This is a genomic window from Stenotrophomonas sp. EMP41 (assembly GCF_047495535.1).
GTDB classification, from domain to species: domain Bacteria; phylum Pseudomonadota; class Gammaproteobacteria; order Xanthomonadales; family Xanthomonadaceae; genus Stenotrophomonas; species Stenotrophomonas sepilia.
Genome location: NZ_CP179923.1, coordinates 2294702 through 2309004, shown reverse-complemented (window position 1 = coordinate 2309004; position 14303 = coordinate 2294702). Strand labels below are relative to the sequence as shown.

At 67.7% G+C, this 14303-nt stretch carries 14 protein-coding genes; 6 read left to right on the top strand and 8 right to left on the bottom strand.

The genetic code is table 11. The annotated features are described in order from the left end of the window. Positions 1-93: 93 nt before the first annotated feature. From ACMGRF_RS10645 to hutI, 5 genes are all read right to left on the bottom strand, one after another. Positions 94-1530 carry a serine hydrolase domain-containing protein gene (locus ACMGRF_RS10645; protein WP_180880889.1) on the bottom strand — a complete coding sequence of 479 codons (1437 nt, stop codon included), beginning with the start codon at positions 1528-1530 and terminating at the stop codon, positions 94-96. Positions 1531-1678: 148 nt separating this feature from the next. After that, a complete protein-coding gene (gene hutU, locus ACMGRF_RS10640) occupies positions 1679-3346 on the bottom strand; it encodes a urocanate hydratase (protein ID WP_180880718.1) in 1668 nt (555 codons plus the stop codon). Next, positions 3343-4197 carry an N-formylglutamate deformylase gene (hutG, locus tag ACMGRF_RS10635; RefSeq protein ID WP_414485213.1) on the bottom strand — a complete coding sequence of 285 codons (855 nt, stop codon included), beginning with the start codon at positions 4195-4197 and terminating at the stop codon, positions 3343-3345. Before hutG ends, hutU begins: the two co-directional genes overlap by 4 nt. Beyond that, positions 4194-5735 carry a histidine ammonia-lyase gene (hutH, locus tag ACMGRF_RS10630; protein WP_180880714.1) on the bottom strand — a complete coding sequence of 514 codons (1542 nt, stop codon included), beginning with the start codon at positions 5733-5735 and terminating at the stop codon, positions 4194-4196. Before hutH ends, hutG begins: the two co-directional genes overlap by 4 nt. After that, positions 5732-6955 (bottom strand): imidazolonepropionase, encoded by a 1224-nt coding sequence (gene hutI, locus ACMGRF_RS10625; protein ID WP_049414449.1) that lies wholly within the window; start codon positions 6953-6955, stop codon positions 5732-5734. Before hutI ends, hutH begins: the two co-directional genes overlap by 4 nt. A 67-nt stretch (positions 6956-7022) precedes the next feature. On the opposite strand from hutI, the gene ACMGRF_RS10620 reads away from it, so the two are divergent. From ACMGRF_RS10620 to ACMGRF_RS10605, 4 genes are all read left to right on the top strand, one after another. Then, positions 7023-8393: a formimidoylglutamate deiminase gene (locus tag ACMGRF_RS10620; protein ID WP_049414445.1), complete on the top strand. Its 1371-nt coding sequence runs from the start codon at positions 7023-7025 to the stop codon at positions 8391-8393. Between the two features lie 27 nt (positions 8394-8420). Next, positions 8421-9149 carry a histidine utilization repressor gene (gene hutC / locus ACMGRF_RS10615; RefSeq protein ID WP_049414446.1) on the top strand — a complete coding sequence of 243 codons (729 nt, stop codon included), beginning with the start codon at positions 8421-8423 and terminating at the stop codon, positions 9147-9149. A 94-nt stretch (positions 9150-9243) separates the two neighbouring features. Further along, positions 9244-9426: a type II toxin-antitoxin system HicA family toxin gene (locus tag ACMGRF_RS10610; protein WP_080352967.1), complete on the top strand. Its 183-nt coding sequence runs from the start codon at positions 9244-9246 to the stop codon at positions 9424-9426. Between the two features lie 8 nt (positions 9427-9434). Then, positions 9435-9827 carry a type II toxin-antitoxin system HicB family antitoxin gene (locus tag ACMGRF_RS10605; RefSeq protein ID WP_005417308.1) on the top strand — a complete coding sequence of 131 codons (393 nt, stop codon included), beginning with the start codon at positions 9435-9437 and terminating at the stop codon, positions 9825-9827. Between the two features lie 165 nt (positions 9828-9992). On the opposite strand, the gene ACMGRF_RS10600 is transcribed toward ACMGRF_RS10605, so the two are convergent. The 3 genes from ACMGRF_RS10600 to ACMGRF_RS10590 all read right to left on the bottom strand — a co-directional run bounded on the left by ACMGRF_RS10600 (position 9993) and on the right by ACMGRF_RS10590 (position 12082). Next, on the bottom strand, positions 9993-10997 hold the full coding sequence (locus tag ACMGRF_RS10600; protein ID WP_049438037.1) for a restriction endonuclease: 1005 nt from the start codon (positions 10995-10997) through the stop codon (positions 9993-9995). Between the two features lie 236 nt (positions 10998-11233). Continuing rightward, positions 11234-11725 (bottom strand): phasin family protein, encoded by a 492-nt coding sequence (locus tag ACMGRF_RS10595; protein WP_049438035.1) that lies wholly within the window; start codon positions 11723-11725, stop codon positions 11234-11236. Between the two features lie 81 nt (positions 11726-11806). Then, positions 11807-12082, bottom strand: coding sequence for a polyhydroxyalkanoic acid system family protein (locus ACMGRF_RS10590; RefSeq protein WP_005417302.1), 276 nt, complete (start codon positions 12080-12082; stop codon positions 11807-11809). Positions 12083-12207: 125 nt separating this feature from the next. On the opposite strand from ACMGRF_RS10590, the gene ACMGRF_RS10585 reads away from it, so the two are divergent. Next, positions 12208-13014, top strand: coding sequence for an FHA domain-containing protein (locus ACMGRF_RS10585; protein WP_049438033.1), 807 nt, complete (start codon positions 12208-12210; stop codon positions 13012-13014). A gap of 180 nt (positions 13015-13194) precedes the next feature. After that, positions 13195-14280 carry a 3-phosphoserine/phosphohydroxythreonine transaminase gene (serC, locus tag ACMGRF_RS10580; protein ID WP_049414994.1) on the top strand — a complete coding sequence of 362 codons (1086 nt, stop codon included), beginning with the start codon at positions 13195-13197 and terminating at the stop codon, positions 14278-14280. The last annotated feature ends 23 nt before the right edge of the window (positions 14281-14303 follow it).

Below are 14303 nucleotides of genomic sequence, written 5' to 3'. Positions count from 1 at the left end.
AGCCGAGCCCACGCTCGGCCATCCTGCGCAGCGCGGGTTGTCTGCCATCGCGGCGAAGAGCAGCCGAGCATGGGCTCGCCTCTACAGCAGGGTTCATGGCGAGGGCTTCGCCAGCGTCTTCGACTTTGCGTAGAACTGATCAGCTGCTTCCTTCTCGCCCAATGCCGCATGACATTCGGCCAGGCTGTCCCACGCATTGGCCGAATCCGGATACAGCTCGCTGTTGAGGGCGAATACCTTCAACGCCCTGCGTGCACCCAGGCTCTGGCGGATGGCATAGCCGCTGGCGTTGATCGCACGTTCCAGCTCGCTGCCCGTCACCCGGTTGTTATCGCGCAACCAGCTGCGTATCGCCTGGGCGGCGCCTGCATCATCATCCAGCGCATACGCGACCAGCCGCTCGGACAGCACCGCGTGCGGAAATTCCTGCGGCGCCGCGACCGCCATCGTGCTCTCCACCAAGGTGCTGGACCAGACATTGCGGGCGCTGCCGTTGGTCAGGTACACGAACACCCAGTAGCCGTCGGCCAGCGTGCCCTTGTAGGCGAGCCGCGCACGTACACGGGTGCCGCCATCATGGCCGACCTGGGTGTAGCCGTCGCTGCGGGTGGTATCCCAGCCAGTGGAGAAGAAATTGCTGCCGCCACCGCTCAGTTTCTGCGACTGCCAGAGCTTTTCCAGGGTCGCCGTGCGCACCAGCTTGCCGGTCGCCAGCGCCTGCAGGAAACGGTGCATGTCGCCCACGGTGGTCTGCAGGTCGGCATGCCCCCAGCCGTAGTTGGGCCAGGGATCTTCATTGGCAGGCTGCAGTTGGCCAGCCTTGCCGATGTACGGCACCGCCGCGCGACGGGCCGGCACGCGGGCAACGCCCCACGAGGTGCTGGTCATCTTCAGCGGCTGCAGGATGCGTTCGCGTGCGATGGCCGGGTAGGGCCTGCGGTAATGCGCTTCAAGCAGCGCCGTCAGCACCAGGTAGTTGGCCTGCGTGTACTGCACGCGGCTGCCGGTGGCGAACTGCATCGGTGCGGCGGCGGCCACCTTCAACGCAGCCGCAAGATCGGGGGCTACTTCGGCATAGCCCTTGCTGACCCAGCGGTTGTCCACGCGGTCGTAGTACTCGGCGATTCCGGAGCTGTGGTTGAGAAAGTCGCGTACGTGGATCGCCTGCCATGCGGTCGGCAGGTCCGGCACATAGCGGCTGGCCGGCGCATCAGGATCCACCTTGCCCTGATCGACCAATTGCATCACCAGCGTGCTGGTCAGCAGCTTGGCCATCGACTGCGCGGCGAAGATCGTATCGACAGTGGCAGGCGCATGGGTGGCGGGGTCACGTTCGCCGCTGGCGCCCTGGTACAGCACCTGACCGTTGCGGGCGACCAGTACGGCTTGGCCGGCGATGCCGTAGCGTTCGCGGTTGGCCTGCAGCTGGGCGTCGAGCCGGGTAGAGAGAGCGGTGGGGACGTCACGCGCCGAAGCAGGCGGAATCACCCATAGCGTGCAGAGCAATGCGGCAGCGAGCGTGCGGTACATCGCGGTGATCCATCAGCGGTGATGGCGCATGTTGGTGACGACGGAAGAGCGGGTCAAGGGCACCGATTCCCGCATCAGGGAGAGCCGGCCAGCGGCCGGCACTACCACACGTTCCGGTAGTGCCGGCCGCTGGCCGGCACCCCTGCGATCAGCCCAGGATCCCCGGCAGATCCAGTCCCTTTTCCTTCGCGCAGTCGATCGCGATTTCATACCCCGCATCCGCATGGCGCATCACGCCGGTGGCCGGGTCGTTCCACAGCACGCGGCCAATCCGCTTGGCGGCCGCCTCGGTGCCATCGCAGACGATCACCATGCCGGCGTGCTGCGAGAAGCCCATGCCGACGCCGCCACCGTGGTGCAGCGATACCCAGGTCGCGCCGCTGGCGGTGTTGAGCAGGGCGTTCAGCAGCGGCCAGTCGGAGACCGCATCGGAGCCGTCGGCCATCGCTTCGGTTTCGCGGTTCGGCGAGGCGACGCTGCCACTGTCCAGGTGGTCGCGCCCGATCACCACCGGCGCCTTCAGTTCGCCGTTGGCGACCATCTCGTTGAACGCCAGGCCGAGTCGATCACGATCACCCAGGCCGACCCAGCAGATGCGCGCCGGCAGGCCCTGGAACTTGATCTTCTCGGCCGCCATGTCCAGCCAGCGGTGCAGGTGCGGGTTGTCCGGAATCAGTTCCTTCACCTTGGCATCGGTCCTGGCGATGTCTTCCGGGTCGCCGCTCAGCGCCGCCCAACGGAACGGGCCGATGCCACGGCAGAACAGCGGGCGGATGTAGGCCGGCACGAAACCGGGGAAGTCGAAGGCATTGGCCACGCCTTCTTCCAGCGCCATCTGCCGCAGGTTGTTGCCGTAGTCCACGGTCGGCACGCCCAGCGCGTGGAAGCCGAGCATGGCGCGGATGTGGTTGGCCATCGAAGCACGCGCTGCCTTTTCCACTTCCTTCGGCGCAGAGACACGCTTCTCATCCCACTGTTCGACCGTCCAGCCCTGCGGCAGGTAGCCGTTCACCGGGTCGTGCGCGGAGGTCTGGTCGGTCAGCAGGTCCGGCTTCACGCCGCGCCTGAGCAGTTCGGCCAGTACGTCGGCAACGTTGCCGAGCAGGCCCACCGATTTCGGCGTGCCGGCCTTGCACGACTCGTCGATCAAGCGCAGCGCTTCGTCCAGATTGTCGGTCCAGGTGTCCAGGTAGCCGGTGCGCAGGCGCATGTCGATGCTGCTCTTGCGGCACTCGACGGCCAGGCAGGAGGCGCCGGCCATCACGGCAGCCAGCGGCTGTGCGCCGCCCATGCCGCCGAGGCCGCCGGTGAACAGCCACTTGCCGGTCAGGTCGCCACCGAAGTGCTGGCGGCCCATTTCCACGAAAGTCTCGTAGGTGCCCTGCACGATGCCCTGGGCGCCGATGTAGATCCAGCTGCCGGCGGTCATCTGGCCGTACATGGCCAGGCCCTTCTTATCCAGCTCGTTGAAGTGGTCCCAGTTGGCCCAGCGCGGCACCAGGTTGGAATTGGCGATCAGTACGCGCGGTGCATCGGCGTGGGTGCGGAACACGCCCACTGGCTTGCCCGACTGCACCAGCAGGGTCTGGTCATCGTCCAGGCGCTTGAGCGTTTCGACAATGGCATCGAAGCTTTCCCAGTCGCGCGCGGCGCGGCCGATGCCGCCGTACACCACCAGTTCCTGCGGGCGTTCGGCCACGTCCGGGTGCAGGTTGTTCATCAGCATGCGCAACGGCGCTTCAGTCAGCCAGCTCTTGGCGTTGAGCGTGGTGCCGGTCGGCGCGGCGAGGGTGCGGGACGGGTCGTTGCGGGTCATGCGGCGCTCCGGTTCGTAGCGAATTCAAGGCAGGCGTTGAGCACCTGCGCCAGGGTATGGCGCAGCGGTGCGGCGTGGTCGGGGTCGAGCGGGGTGGGCCAGCTGTGTTCGTCCACCTGGTCCGGCAGGGGCTCGTGCATGTAGCCACGGCAGGCCAACTCCATCTGCAGGCTGTGCACACCGCCGGCGATGTTGCTGTAGTGGCGGGTGATCCAGCCGCCCTTGAAACGGCCGTTGCGCACCTGGCTCATGCCACTGATCTTCAGCAGGTTCTCCACCACGTCGCTCAAGGCGTTGTCGCAGGACGTGTCCGGTGCACCGGAGGGGCCAGCGGTGCCCAAATTGAACTGCGGCAGCTCACCGTCGAACAGGTGCGGGATGTGCGAGCGGATCGAGTGCGCGTCGTACACCACCACGGTGCCGTGGCGCGCACGCAGGCGCGCGATCTGCGCAGCCAAGGCATCGTGGTAGGGCAGGAAATAGGTGTCGCGGCGACGCGCGATCTCCGCGTCGTCCGGTTCGCGCCCGGCGTGGTACAGCGGCTGGTTGTCGAAGGTGGTCAGCGGGCACAGGCCGGTGGTGTTCTGGCCCGGGTACAGCGACACGCCACTGGGATCACGGTTGAGGTCGATCACCGAACGCGAGATCGCCGAGCGCACCGTGGTCGCGCCCATGCCGCGCACGAAGTCGTACAGCTCGTGTACCCACCAGTCGGCATCGCGACGGGCCAGCCACGGCGAGTGGTAGTCGCCGATCAGGTCGTGCGGCAGCTCGCTGCCGGTATGCGGGAAGCTGACGATGAGGGGGGCATCGCCCTCGTGCACCGTCGGCCATTCGGGATGGGCACTCATGCCCGTGGTTCCACAGTCGGCAACAGATCGGCAAGGCCCTGCGCCAGCGCGCCGCTGCGCACCAGATTCGTGGCGGTCACCATGTCCGGATGGAAGTAGCGGTCTTCTTCCAGTGTCGGCACCTGCGCACGCAGGGTGGCGCGCACGCTTTCCAGCGCGGCACTGGAGCGCAGCGGGCCGTGGAAGTCGCAGCCCTGTGCGGCGGCCAGCAGTTCGATACCGATCACGTTGGCGGCATTCTCGGCCATCTGCATCAGGCGGCGTGCGCCGTGCGCGGCCATCGACACATGGTCTTCCTGGTTGGCCGAGGTCGGGATTGAATCAACGCTGGCCGGGTAGGCCCGCTGCTTGTTTTCCGAGACCAGCGCCGCGGCAGTCACCTGCGGAATCATGAAGCCGGAATTCAGGCCCGGGCGCGGGGTCAGGAACGCCGGCAGGCCGGACAGCGCCGGGTCCACCAGCATCGCCAGGCGGCGCTCGCTGATCGAACCGATCTCGCACACCGCCATCGCCAGCATGTCGGCCGCGAAGGCCACCGGCTCTGCGTGGAAGTTGCCACCGGACAACGCTTCGCCGGTATCGGTGAACACCAGCGGATTGTCAGAGACGCCGTTGGCTTCGATTTCCAGCGTGGTCGCGGCCTGGCGCAGGATGTCCAGCGCCGCGCCCATGACCTGCGGCTGGCAGCGCAGGCAGTACGGATCCTGCACGCGCACGTCGTTGTCACGGTGCGATTCGCGGATCTCCGAGCCCTGCATCAGCGCGCGCAGCGTCGCGGCGGTGGCGATCTGCCCGCGCTGGCCGCGGATGGCGTGGATGCGCGGATCGAACGGCGTGTCCGAGCCCTTGGCCGCTTCCACCGACAGCGCGCCGGTGACCAATGCGGCCTGGAACACGGTCTCGATCTCGAACAGGCCGGCCAGCGCGTAGGCGGTGGAGAACTGCGTGCCATTGAGCAGCGCAAGGCCTTCCTTCGCGCCCAGTTCGATCGGCTGCAGGCCGGCACGTGCCAGCGCATCGACCGCCGGCACGCGCTCGTCACCGATGAAGGCTTCGCCCACGCCCAGCATCACGCTGGCCAGGTGCGAGAGCGGCGCCAGATCGCCCGAGGCACCCACCGAGCCTTGTGCCGGCACTACGGGCAATACGCCCTTGACCAGCATCGCTTCGAGCAGCAGCAGGGTTTCCTCGCGAACGCCCGATGCGCCCTGCGCCAGGCTGACCAGCTTCAGCGCCATCATCAACCGCACCACGCTGGCCGGCATCGGCTCGCCCACGCCGGCGGCATGCGAGAGCACGATGTTCCGCTGCAGGGTGGCCAGGTCTTCGCGCTCGATGCGCACGCTGGCCAGCTTGCCGAAGCCGGTGTTGATGCCATACACCGGTGCGCCCTTGGCCACGATGGCGGCCACCGCCGCAGCGCTGGCGCGCACCACCGGCAGCGCGGCCGGGTCCAGTGCAAGCGGCGCACCGCGATAGACCTGCCGCCACTGGGCGAGAGTGACATGGCCGGGGCGAAGAACCAGGGTGTTGCTCATGCGTTGCTCCAGGAGGCAGGCAGGTCGGGCTGCCCGCGCACCACGCGCGCGTGCAGCGGGTTGAATCCAATGCGATAGACCAGGTCGGCGGGCGCATCGATGTCCCAGATCGCCAGGTCGCAGTCCAGGCCCACGGCCAGGCGGCCGATGCGCTCGCCGTGGCCCAGTGCGCGCGCCGCTTCACGGGTGAAGCCGGCGATGCACTCGTCCACGGTCAGGCGGAACAGGGTGGCGCCCATGTTCATCGCCAGCAGCGGGCTGGTCAGCGGCGAAGTGCCCGGGTTGCTGTCGGTGGCCAGCGCCAGCGGCACGCCGGCTGCACGCAACGCCGCGATCGGCGGCAGGGTGGTATCGCGGGTGAAATAGAAGGCGCCGGGCAGCAGCACGGCGACGGTACCGGCAGCGGCCATCGCGGCGATCCCGGCATCGTCCAGATGTTCGATATGGTCGGCCGACAGTGCACCGAAGCTGGCCGCCAGTTCGGCACCGTGCTGGTTGCTCAGCTGTTCGGCGTGGATCTTCACCGCCAGTCCGTTCGCGCGGGCGGCCTCGAACACCTGCCGCGCCTGCGCGGGCGAGAACGCGATGTTCTCGCAGAACACGTCCACCGCTTCGGCCAGGCCTTCGGCGGCGACGGCCGGAATCATCACCTCGCACACCTCGTCGATGTATTCCTGCGCCTCGCGGCCCGGCGGAGTCGCGTGCGCGCCAAGGAAGGTGGTGACCACGTTGACCCGGCATTGCTCGCCCAGCGCGCCCGCAACCTGCAGTTGCTTGCGTTCGTCGGCCAGGGTCAGGCCGTAGCCGGACTTGATCTCGAGGGTGGTTACGCCCTCGGCGCGCATCGCCAGCAACCGTGGCCGGCTTTCGCGGGCCAGCTGTTCCGGCGTCGCGGCGCGGGTGGCGCGCACGGTGGAGACGATGCCGCCGCCGGCACGGGCGATCTCGGCATAGCTCACGCCCTGCAGACGCTGCTCGAATTCGTTGGCGCGGTTGCCGGCGTAGACCAGGTGGGTGTGGCAGTCGATCAGGCCCGGCGAAATCCAGCGGCCTTCGCCATCGATGCGGGTGGTCGGCTGCAGGTGGGCATCGCTGCCGGCCGCGCCGACATGGACGATGCGCCCGTCGGCGCAGGCCAGGACGCCATCGCGGATGACACCCAGCCCTTCGCCGTCGAGGGTGATCAGGTGGACGTTGGACCAGAGGGTATCGACGTGCATGGCATCCACAACGCGGCTGTGCTTATATGTCTATACAATATAGGCGTCCATTTCGGGTTGTCCAGTCATGTCCGATTCGCGTTCCCCGCACTCTTTCCATGCCGCCCACGCCCTGCTGGGCGAAGGCTGGGCCCGTGATGTCCGCCTGCAGGTACAGGACGGTCGTATTGCGGCGATCAGTACGGGGCAGGGCGCCCAGCACGGCGACACCCGGGTCGGCATCCTGGTGCCGGGCCTGCCCAACCTGCACAGCCACGCGTTTCAGCGTGGCATGGCCGGCCTGACCGAGATCGGCGGCGGTGACGGTGACAGCTTCTGGAGCTGGCGCGAGCTGATGTACCGCTTCCTGGCCCATCTGCGCCCGGACGCGGTGCAGGCCATCGCCGCCCAGGCCTATATGGAAATGCTGGAAGGCGGCTTCACTCGCGTCGGCGAGTTCCATTACCTGCACCACGATGCCGACGGCCGCGCCTATGCCAATCGTGCCGAGATGAGTGCACGGATTGTCGCCGCCGCCGACCAGACCGGTATCGGCCTGACCCTGCTGCCGGTGTTCTATGCCCATGCCGATTTCGGCGGGGCGCCGCCGAACCCCGCGCAGCGACGCCTGATCCACGACGTGGACGGCTTCGCGCAGCTGCTGGATGCCGCAAAGCCGGCATTGGCCACGCTGCCTGACGCGGTGCTCGGCATCGCCCCGCACAGCCTGCGCGCGGTCACCGGCGAAGAACTGAGTGCGTTGCTGCCGCTCACCGATGGCCCGGTGCACATCCATATCGCCGAGCAGGTGCGCGAAGTCGAGGCCTGCCTGGCCTGGAGCGGCCAGCGCCCGGTGCAGTGGCTGTACGACCACGCGCCGGTGGATGCGCGCTGGTGCCTGGTGCATGCCACCCACATCACCGATGACGAGCGCGCGGCCATCGCCGCCAGCCAGGCCGTGGCCGGTCTGTGCCCGATCACCGAGGCCAACCTGGGCGACGGCCTGTTCCCGATGCAGGCGTTCGCGCGCGAGGGCGGTCGCTTCGGTGTCGGTTCCGATTCCAATGTGCTGATCGATGCGGCCGAAGAACTGCGCCTGCTTGAGTACGGCCAACGCCTGACCCTGCGCGGGCGCAATGTGCTGGCCCCGGATGCCACCCGCAGCACCGGTCGCTTCCTGTTTGAAGGCGCCCTGCACGGTGGCGCACAAGCCCTGGGCGTGGCCGCTGGCCTGCAGATCGGTGCCAGTGCCGACCTGGTCGAACTGGACGCCGCGCACCCGGCGCTGCAGGCGCGACAGGACGACGCATGGCTTGACAGCTGGGTGTTCGCCGCACGTAATGGCGCGCTGCGATCGGTCTGGCGCCATGGCCGCCAGTGCGTGGCCGAGGGCCGCCACCTGCAGCGCGAGGCGATCACCACCGCCTTCGCCGCCGCCCTGCGCGGCGTGCTGGGCTGATCGCCTCCGCCACCGGGACCTCATTACGTGAAGGCAAGCAAGTCCGCCACGCTCAACCAGCGTATCCGCAGCGATCTGGAAAGCCGCATCCTCAGCGGAGAGTGGGCGCCGGGCTTCCGTATTCCGTACGAGCACGAGCTGATGGAGCAGTACGGATGCTCGCGGATGACGGTGAACAAGGTGCTGACCGCACTGGCCGAGAGCGGCATGATCGAGCGCCGCCGTCGCGCCGGTTCATTCGTGGCGCGTCAGCCGCCGCACCTGGAGCAGGTGGCGCTGGAGATTCCGGATATCGCGATGGAGGTTGGCTCGCGCGGCCACCAGTACGCCTATCGCCTGCTGCAGCGCGACCTGCGCCTTGCCGATGCCGGCAATGCCGGTGAAGTCGAGCTGGCCGGGCCGGAAAACCTGCTGGCGATGCGCTGCCTGCACCTGGCCGATGGTCGCCCGCTGGCGCTGGAGCATCGCCTGATCAGCCCGGTGGGGGTGCCCGAGGTACTGGAAGTCGATTTCAGTACCACCGCGCCGGGCAGCTGGCTGCTGCAGAACGTGTCCTGGACGCGCGCGCAGCATCGCATCAGTGCCTGGGGTGCGGACACCGCCACGGCCAGGCTGCTGGACGTGAAGCCGGGCACCGCCTGCCTGGTGATCGAGCGCCTGACCTGGCGTGGCGATCAGCCGATCACCCGCGTGCGCCAGGTATTCCTCGGCGACGCGTGGGACCTGGTCGCGCGCTTTGCGCCAGGGGCACGCTAGGGGTTCCATCCACGCATGGCGTGGATCTACTGGTCCGGAACGGCTGTCGTCTTGAACTCTGTTGGTGCGTGTGTACGATGTGTATCGTCCCTGCATGAAGAGCAGGGACCTCATCCGGGATCTGAAGGCGGCAGGTTGGACCTGTTGCAGGATTCGTGGATCCCATCATGTATTCGTGCACCCGCAGCGGCCTCACATCATCACCGTGCCTCACCCCAGAAAGGATCTGGGCAAGGGGCTGGTGCTGGCGCTGCGGAAGCTGGCAGGACTGACGTAGGAGGTCCCATGCGCTATCCAGTCTTGATTGAGGCGGGCGATGAACGCACCGCGTGGGGTGTCATCGTTCCCGATCTGCCGGGGTGCTTCTCGGCAGCCGACACGCTTGACGATGCACTCAGCGCGGCCGAGGAGTCTGCGCTTGCCTGGATCGATGCGGCCCTGGATGAGGGGCGCTCGATTCCCAGTCCTTCTGCGCCACAGAAGATCGTCGCCGAGGCTCCCAGTGGTACGGCCTGGATTCTTGCCTACATCTGCATTGATCCATCTCTGCTGGACGACACCATCGAGCGGGTCAACATCAGCCTGCCGCGTCGCATCCTGGCCAGGCTGGATGCGCAGGCCAGGGCGGCCGGCGAATCCCGCTCCAGTTACATCGCCCATCTCGCAGCATTGGGCTGAGCGGGCGCCTTGTAGAGCTCAGCCCATGGTCGGCTGCTGTTCGCGCGTTGCGCGATGAGTCGAGCGTGGCTCGACTCTGCAAAGGCATCCACGCATGGCGTGGATCTACCAGAGATTCGTGTGTCGGGATTCAGTAGATCCACGCCATGCGTGGATGCTGCCCCATCAATACGTGGCGCACTGCCGCCAGCGTACCGGCTCATCCACGCCGGGCCGGGCATTGAGCTGGATGCGCACGTTGCGAAGGGCGGGGTAGTGCAGCACTTCCTCGCAGACCAGCGGCCAGACCTTTTCCAGTTCACCGGTGCGGTTGATCGCCAGCGTCTGCCGGGTCAGCCAGACACCGCTGGCGATGCCGGGCTTGCCGGCCAGGGCGCGCGCCAGATCGGCTTGGAAGCGCTCCAGCGTGGCGGCATCCGGATTGGGATTGCTGCGCGCGTCGGCCGCCGGGGCGACGGCAGGCGCGGGAGCGGGGGCGGCCGGGAGCACTGCCGCGATGCCAGCAGGTTCCGCCGCGGGCGCGGGCGAAGGCGTCGCCACCACCGGTGCCGCAGCAACCGGCGCGGCCTCGTCCACACGCAGGCCCTGCAGGCCCAGGCCAACCAGCAGCCCCAGCGTTGCCGAACCCAGTGCGGCGATGGCGATGCGGCGCAGCGCTTCGTGCCGGGCGCTGGCGCGCACGCGCGCTTCGATGTCGCCGGGCAGGTAAGGCTGCAGCAACGGCCACAGGCGCGGGCCGTCGAGCACTTCAACCGCCTGCTTCTCGGCGGCGCTGCGGCCGTCGCGCTCGATGCGGCCTTCAGTCAGCAGCACGCCGCCCTTGGCCCCGGCCAGACGCGCGGCCGCACCCAGCTCGTTCACCGCGGCGGTGCCGATGCGGTAGGCCAGGCCATGCTTGCACGACACCAGCCAGTGGTTGGGGCCATCGCTGAGCATGAAATCGCTGCTTGGCTCGCGGGCTTCTTCCGCCGGATCGATCAGCTCACGCAGGCCGCGCTGTTCGCGCAGCATGCGCTTGACCAGAACCGAGAATTCGCGCCAATGCATGCCCGCCAGGGCCTGCAGGCCGAGCTGCATCTCCTTCTGTCGCCGCTTGACCCACCACAGATAGACAACGGCCAGGGAACAGCTAAGCAGGGCCGACAGCAGGGCCAGGATCCAGGGGAGCATGCAGGAGTAGGGCGGAAGGGGCGAAAGCGGAGAACGACAGTGTAAAGGTCGCGGTGCCTGGCCGGGTCAGGAGGTTCCTGACAGAAAGCGTGATGGAGCGCGCAGATCGGCGCACAGCGGGCACGAAAAACCCGCCAATCCTGAAGCCGTGAGGGGAGGGAACAAACGGCAGCCGAAGCGATTGGCGGGTTGCTCGCGATTGTCAATCAAATTTTATTGCATTGCAACAATCGTGGTCAGGGCACGCTGTCCGGCGACTGATGGCTGCCCGGAGCAGGGGCGTCGGCGCCGGACGCGGCGCGGTTTTCCAGCTTGGCCAGGCGCGCGTGCAGGGCATCGATGCGCGCCTCCAGCGCGGTCACTTCATCGGCGGTGGGTACATGCAGGCGCTTGAGTACGCCCTGCACCTGGTCATCGAAGGCCTTCTCCACCTTGTTCCAGGTGCCGGAGGCCTTCTCGCGGGCCTCGTCCAGCGAGGTCTCGACATTGTCACGCCAGCCCGGGCCCTGGTCGCCGTTGCGTTCACGGCGGCGGGCTTCCCAGGCTTCGCCTTCCTTCACCAGGCCATCGAAGAAGCGGCTGCCCTCGGCCTGGGCGCGACCCAGCGCACCCAACCCGGCCAGCCAGACCTGCTGGGCCGAATCGCTCAGCTTGCGCGAGAAGCGCTCGGCCTGGTCACTGAAAGAGGCATCGTCGTTGCGGCGGTCGTCGTTCTCATAGTGGTTCATCGCACTTCCCGTGGGAGTTGGGCCTGCCCCCGAGAGTAGCGCGCAGCGGCGTTGCACGGCCGTGACGGCCGCCGCCGGGATTCAGCCCAGCTTTTCCTTCAGCACACGCTGGATCTCGCCCTCGACCATGCCCTTCATCGCCGACAGCAGGAAACCCAGCTTGGCGGTTACGCGCACGGCGCCCGGCTGCAGTTCGATCGCACCGTCCACGCCGCTGCCGGAGAAGTTCAGTACGTCGGCGGTCCAGGACGACTTCAGGCCAAAGCGCTCGGACAGCTTGGCAGCGACCTGTTCGATCGCGGCGCGCGCCTGTGCATCGGGCAGGGCGTGGGCGTGGCGGACATCGATGGTGGACATGCAGGCTCCTGGCGCAGGGCGGGGTTGATCGAAGAGGGCAAGCATTGTGCGCATCAAGGGCCGCCGCGCCAAGCACTCATCGTGGGTTCTTCTTCGTTGGCGACCAACCTGCTAGGCTGCGCCGCGTGCAGAACCTGCTTGTTCACTTCAGTCAACAACAACAGCCCGACCAGCCCTTGCGGCCCGGGGTGCAGCGCATCGTGCGCCAGGCCAACGGCAGCGTGCGGCTCGGAGATCCCGGCCACGGCGCACTGCTGCTGGCCCAGTTCTGCATGGATGATCGCGGCCTCTGGCTGCAGGTCGGCAACGGCATCCGCGGCGTCCACGTCAACGGTCGCCCGGTACGCCGGATGGCCCTGCTGCGTGCAGGCGATGCGGTGTATGTGGATGGCGTGGAGATGCTCCTGCAGGGCGAGGTCGAAAGCCTGCTGCAGGCGCCTGCGCCGAAAACCGAAGGTGGCAGCGACGAGCAGCAGCGGCTGCTGCGCGGTGTCGGCGGCCTCCATCATGGCCGCAGCTTCACCCTGTCGCGGGCCCGCCTGATCGGGCGTGGCAACGAGGCCGACATCGCCATCGATGACCCGGCTTTTGCCGAGCAGCATGCCCGCGTGGAAGTGCACGGCGAACGCGTGCTGCTGCGCGACCTCGGCAGTGCCGACGGCACCCGCGTCAATGGCGTGGCCGTGCGCCATTGCTGGCTGCAGGCCGGCGACCAGGTGGTGTTTGATGGCCAGCACCGTTTCGTGCTGGAAGTGCCGCATGATCCGCGCCGGCGGTCGTTGCCGGTCGAGGACGAGTCGGGCGAGGACGTGGAACAGGCGCCGGTGCTGCCGGCTGCGCCGCGCAGGGTGCGGCGCTGGCCCTGGCTGCTGGTCAGTGCGCTGCTGCTGGCCGCGCTGCTCAGCCTGCTGCTCTGGTTCGGCGCGCGCTGACGGTAGTGCCGGCCGCTGGCCGGCAACCGCCGCCCCGAATCCGTTAGGTTGCCGGCCAGCGGCCGGCACTACCTGGTCGCGTTGCCGATGGATTCCAATGAAACCAAATTTCCCTTGCCGCACAAGGCCGCAAGGCTGGTGCACTGCGGCATACTAGGGGTCTTGCCCCACAGGTGTGACATGACGCGCGCGTTCAACTTCAGTGCCGGCCCTGCGACCTTGCCGGAATCGGTCCTGCGCCAGGCGCAGGCGGAAATGCTGGACTGGCACGGGTCCGGCGCTTCGATCGTGGAAATGAGCCATCGCGGCGCGGAATTCATGTCCGTGGCCGCCGAGGCCGAGGCCGATCTGCGTCGCCTGCTCGATATCCCGGAAGACTATGCGGTGCTGTTCCTGTCCGGTGGTGCCACCACCCAGCAGGCGTTGATCCCGCTCAATTTCGCCGCCCCGGGCCAGCGTGCCGACTACGTGGTCAGTGGCCACTGGGGCAAGACCGCGGTCAAGCAGGCCGGTGTCTACGTGGACGTCAACATCGCCGCCAGCAGCGAGGCCGATGGCTATCGCACGCTGCCGGCGCGTGCCGACTGGCAGCTCTCGCCCAATGCCGCCTACGTGCACATCACCGCCAACGAGACCATCCACGGCGTCGAGTTCCGTGATGTGCCCGATACCGGCAATGTGCCGCTGGTGGCCGACTTCAGCTCGTCCATTGCCAGCGAGCCGCTGGACGTGCGCCGCTACGGCGTGATCTATGCCGGTGCGCAGAAAAACCTGGGTCCGGTCGGCATCGCGGTGATGATCATCCGCCGCGACCTGCTGGAGCGCAGTGGCCAGCCGCGCGCGGACATCTTCGATTACCGCTCGCATGTCGCCCGCGATTCGATGCTCAACACTCCGCCGACCTGGAACTGGTACCTGGCCGGCCTGGTGTTCAAGTGGATGCTGGCCGAGGGTGGCGTGACCGAGTTCGCCAGGCGCAATGCCGCCAAGGCCGCGCTGGTGTACGGCGCCATCGACGGCTCCGGCGGCTTCTACCGCAATGAGGTTGCACACGCGGCCCGTTCGCGGATGAACATCCCGTTCTTCCTGCCCAACGCCGATCTCGATGCCCGTTTCGTGGCCGAGGCCAAGGCCGCAGGCCTGCTGGCGCTGAAGGGCCACAAAGTCGTCGGTGGTATCCGTGCCTCGCTGTACAACGCCATGCCGCTGGCCGGGGCCGAGGCGCTGGTCGCCTTCATGGCCGATTTCCAGCAGCGTCACGGCTGAGCAATGAACGGCGCGCACCGTCG

Excerpts from the sequence above, each read along its gene's own strand:
- ACMGRF_RS10645 (WP_180880889.1), bottom strand. The coding sequence starts at position 1,530 with ATGTACCGCACGCTCGCTGCCGCATTGCTCTGCACGCTATGGGTGATT.
- hutU (WP_180880718.1), bottom strand. The coding sequence starts at position 3,346 with ATGACCCGCAACGACCCGTCCCGCACCCTCGCCGCGCCGACCGGCACC.
- hutG (WP_414485213.1), bottom strand. The coding sequence starts at position 4,197 with ATGAGTGCCCATCCCGAATGGCCGACGGTGCACGAGGGCGATGCCCCC.
- hutH (WP_180880714.1), bottom strand. The coding sequence starts at position 5,735 with ATGAGCAACACCCTGGTTCTTCGCCCCGGCCATGTCACTCTCGCCCAG.
- hutI (WP_049414449.1), bottom strand. The coding sequence starts at position 6,955 with ATGCACGTCGATACCCTCTGGTCCAACGTCCACCTGATCACCCTCGAC.
- ACMGRF_RS10620 (WP_049414445.1), top strand. The coding sequence starts at position 7,023 with ATGTCCGATTCGCGTTCCCCGCACTCTTTCCATGCCGCCCACGCCCTG.
- ACMGRF_RS10610 (WP_080352967.1), top strand. The coding sequence starts at position 9,244 with ATGAAGAGCAGGGACCTCATCCGGGATCTGAAGGCGGCAGGTTGGACC.
- ACMGRF_RS10605 (WP_005417308.1), top strand. The coding sequence starts at position 9,435 with ATGCGCTATCCAGTCTTGATTGAGGCGGGCGATGAACGCACCGCGTGG.
- ACMGRF_RS10600 (WP_049438037.1), bottom strand. The coding sequence starts at position 10,997 with ATGCTCCCCTGGATCCTGGCCCTGCTGTCGGCCCTGCTTAGCTGTTCC.
- ACMGRF_RS10595 (WP_049438035.1), bottom strand. The coding sequence starts at position 11,725 with ATGAACCACTATGAGAACGACGACCGCCGCAACGACGATGCCTCTTTC.
- ACMGRF_RS10590 (WP_005417302.1), bottom strand. The coding sequence starts at position 12,082 with ATGTCCACCATCGATGTCCGCCACGCCCACGCCCTGCCCGATGCACAG.
- serC (WP_049414994.1), top strand. The coding sequence starts at position 13,195 with ATGACGCGCGCGTTCAACTTCAGTGCCGGCCCTGCGACCTTGCCGGAA.